The sequence below is a fragment of the Polaromonas aquatica genome, from assembly GCF_042659145.1.
Classification (GTDB): domain Bacteria; phylum Pseudomonadota; class Gammaproteobacteria; order Burkholderiales; family Burkholderiaceae_C; genus Polaromonas; species Polaromonas aquatica.
The window spans coordinates 1-3,719 of record NZ_JBHSRS010000060.1; the positions used below are offsets into that span (position 1 = coordinate 1).

At 50.8% G+C, this 3,719-nt stretch carries 3 protein-coding genes; 2 read left to right on the forward strand and 1 reads right to left on the reverse strand.

Translation table 11 applies throughout. The features are described from left to right. Positions 1-60: 60 nt before the first annotated feature. Positions 61-501 (reverse strand): recombinase family protein, encoded by a 441-nt coding sequence (locus ACFQND_RS12470; protein ID WP_377413689.1) that lies wholly within the window; start codon positions 499-501, stop codon positions 61-63. Positions 502-882: 381 nt separating this feature from the next. On the opposite strand from ACFQND_RS12470, the gene ACFQND_RS12475 reads away from it, so the two are divergent. Then, positions 883-1,839: a hypothetical protein gene (locus ACFQND_RS12475; protein ID WP_371438875.1), complete on the forward strand. Its 957-nt coding sequence runs from the start codon at positions 883-885 to the stop codon at positions 1,837-1,839. 451 nt (positions 1,840-2,290) lie between these two features. Next, complete coding sequence (locus tag ACFQND_RS12480; RefSeq protein WP_371438876.1) at positions 2,291-2,998, forward strand: hypothetical protein; 708 nt, start codon at positions 2,291-2,293, stop codon at positions 2,996-2,998. The last annotated feature ends 721 nt before the right edge of the window (positions 2,999-3,719 follow it).

Consider the following 3,719-nt stretch of genomic DNA (forward strand, 5'->3'; position numbering starts at 1 on the left):
CTGTGTAGCTGACTCTCTTCATGACTTTTTCTCCTTTTCAATTTCGACCTTATCAGGTGTCTATTGAAACGGGTCAAGTCCAGCTTTCGTGCGGCTACCTATACGTCTACCTTCAAACTCAGCGAAATTAGCCATGCCAATAAGCACCATACGCCCCTCATCGCTCTTGGGGTTGATATCTGGGAACTCTGCAAACCGAATATCCACCTTGTAGTCGTCCAGCACCTCAAGGAAGAACCGAACGTCTCGGGAGAGTCGGTCCAGCTTGCCCACTACCAAAGCAGAGCCAAAGCGTTTGCAGTACGCCAAAGCTCGCATCAGTTCGGGACGGTCTTTACCCCCTTTGCGACCGCTCTCAGTCTCTGTAAAACGCTCTACAAGCGTGCCTCGACCGTTTAGATATCCCCCGACTGCTGTTTCTTGAGCTTCGAGCCCCAAACCGCTCTCCGCTTGTCTCTGTTGACTCACACGGAAATACCCGCAAAAGGTCTGTTTCGTCATCAAAAGCTCCTGTGTCCACGTCCTTAGACGCTCGTTTAGTACGTGTACACGATAGGACGCCAAGTCGCGGAAGCCAAGGAGGTCTGTTGTTTGGCCGAGGATGCTGGGAAAACGCTTGATTCCGTTCATCGGGGTGGGTAAGGACTTGCCGTGGAAACGGCGTTGAGTGGACAGACAGCAGCGACTACTGAAAAGTGGAAGCCCTAGGAAAACCGGTCCAAAGCAGAGGTAATGCTTTCATCGTTCGAGGCTCTGCCAAAGCATCCTTATAGAGCCGGTTTAGGCGGATTTAGGCGACTTCGCAAAGTCGCCTACTTTGACCGTAGAAATCCAGCGAATCGCAGCAATATTTCTCTCACCACCAACTTTGAGGAGCTGCCAATGAGCTATGACGAAACTACCCACCCGCCCGCGAGTCACATCTCGCCAAGGAAGGAAGGCTTTAACTTCCTGCCGCCACCCCCCGACTTCACACTATTCAGGTATGAGGCAGCGGTGGATTGGCTGGAGGTTGAGATTGAGACGGAAACACCGACGCAACCTTGGACGGTTGCCGACAAGCTGGGAATCCCTCACTCGAAGTTAGTAGATGACGGGCCAGGTCACGCGGGAACAATCTTCAAGGCCAAGTTTCAAGACCCGTTGTCTTGGGCCTTCGTTCAAAAAAGCATTGAAAACTCCGGGTTGAAGCTTTCGAAGACTCCACGACTGACACAGTTGGAGATTTCGTTCGACGCCTATCCCAAGGACGCGACCCGCCGGCAAACCAATGAGTTGCTGGCTCACTTTCTCTGGTTCGGTGCTGAGTTGCGAGGCGAAAACATCCGAGCCTTCGTTGAAGGGAGACCGGAAGGTACAAACGACATTTCCTCATACAACGGCTGGCTACGGGCGCTGGAAACCAAAACCATCTACATAGGCAGCCAAAAAAGAGTTCACTCCCGCCCGCAAGACCCGCTGTCTTGGAGGCTGTACTACAAGCATACCGATGCAGGTTTAGAAATTCCCCCGGAGCAACACCGCGCCAGAATCGAAATGACCTTGTGCGGATCGGCTCTACCGGCGGGTACTCTAGACGAACTCGCTGTCTTTGATCTTCAAAAACTGACCAAGTATTTAAAGTTCCGGAAGCTGAAACCTGAAATCCCCGCCGTTCTTGAATCAACCCTCGCCAAATTCCCACTAGGCAGCTTCCAGGTCCGCAAGCGTCGCCAAGGCGGAGGGGAAAGGCGCTTTCATCTAGCCACGGCGGCAGACCCGGTTCTAAATGGAAAAGCCTACGACGCCTTGAGGAACCTGAATCGACGGATGAAACGACAAGTCAAAGGCAAGTCGTAAATTCTCTACAAGGGTCGGTTCTGCGCTGATTCCGGTTCATTGGTTGAACTGAAACCCGCACCAGGCTTGAAAAGCGCTGTTTCGACCTTTTAACTACATACCTAATTACCTACACCTGTATGCATTACAGCTTTACCTTACTAGGTTGAGGAAACAACAACATCCAACCTCTACCTCTTTTCGGCTCTTTGGGAAAGTATGGGGAAAAATTGGCCGGCACGATTCTCCCAATCTGGTTTATTCATTCTTCTGGAAATCTCGGCTTGTTTAAACGCGTTTTGGAGCCTTCTTCTCGGTCGGACTACCTACCCAGCCAAACAGCTTGTGGCGGCGTCAGAGGGCGCGTTTAACAAGCCTGGGCCTATTCGATGATGTTCAGTCTTCAATGACGCACGGAAACAATGCATCGCCCTATAAGATCGGCGAGATAAACAAGCAAGGAGGGAAGCCAATGGAATTTAAGGACTTGGGAGTCGCAATAAGCGCTTTGGTTGCGGCGATTAGTTACTGGGTCAAGAATCGCCATGAGCGTAGACGTGCAACTCGGACGGCGCTGTATCACTTGCTTGAACTGCATCATTTGGTCCACCGGCTGTTACCAGTCGCCAAAGCCGGTCCACAACCCTTAATCGCGCAAATCCGGAGCGTTGGTGAGGCTCACGGTAAACCTCTCGTCGGTATTGACAGCGAGGAACCCTTTAAGGCAATGCGGATAGTGATTCAAATGATGATTCGGTCACACCTGAACGAATTGGGTTCGGAAACTCGGGAACCGTTTGCGAAAGCCCTCGCCGAACTGTCAAAGGAAGACCCGATCCTTGCTTTCAAGCTTCGGGGGCAAGATCGATTGCTGACCCTGTCTCAAAACATTCAGACGATGGCTGACAAATTGTCTCCAGAAAGTAGCACCCAGACTCAGTCTCCGGGTTTAGGCATTGATCTTTTCATATTGAAAGAGGCGGCTTCGAATCTGAACTATTCCTTAAAGATCACCGCCTGGAGGTGCGATTTCTTTACCTTTGGTCTGGTGATGCTCCGAATACGACGGGTAGCGAGAGAAAAACCCGGCGACCTTGAAGAGTTTTACAAGGAATGGGTCGAACTAGTTATGTCGGAGATGGAGTCTGCACCTGTCGCCAAAGTCGCGCCCCTAGCTTAGGGCTACGTATAAGAGTCGATGTAGTTTGATGTATATAAAGGAACGACTAAAGGGTAGTCTATTCGTGCATTGGGATGACAAATCTGCAGGCACGCGCGGCCCAGGAAAGATGCAGCATTGGTTTTAGGGGGAATCAGGGCAGTGGGTATCCGGAAGGATTCATCATTGGCGACTGCCAAAAGACTCTTGCGGAAACACTGATTTTGGGACGATAGCGGCGCTTTTAGAACTCTACGTATAAGGCTGGAATGTATATTCTGTGTATACATTTGTATATTCACTTTGACGTTTTTTCGAGTTACAAGCCGGCAGGAATCGCGGCAGCTTCAAACTCTAACCACGACGAATCGTCATCTGCCGGGCGCTTCTAAGCCTAGTGGAGGCAACGTATTGTGTTCATTAAACGCTGTCTTCTGGAAATGTCTCTTATACATTGAAGACGCTGGACAATCCGGCGCCATTCAATATCGGCGCTCATTCCGTTGCGCTGCCTTGGGTAGGCATGATTAGAGGTCGTGAAAGCACAGCACAGCACAGCACATCGCAGTGCCAGAACTTTGTTCTCAACGATATGTTTGGACGACCTTTGATTTTGGGTCTATCGATCTTGGCGGATTTCTCATGTCGTAGGTTGACTGCTGAACCTGCCCCTGTTGGACGTACCTCTTAGCTGCTCAATTATGCGGCCTTCAATAGCTGTGCCGCGTGCCAGCTTTTCTCA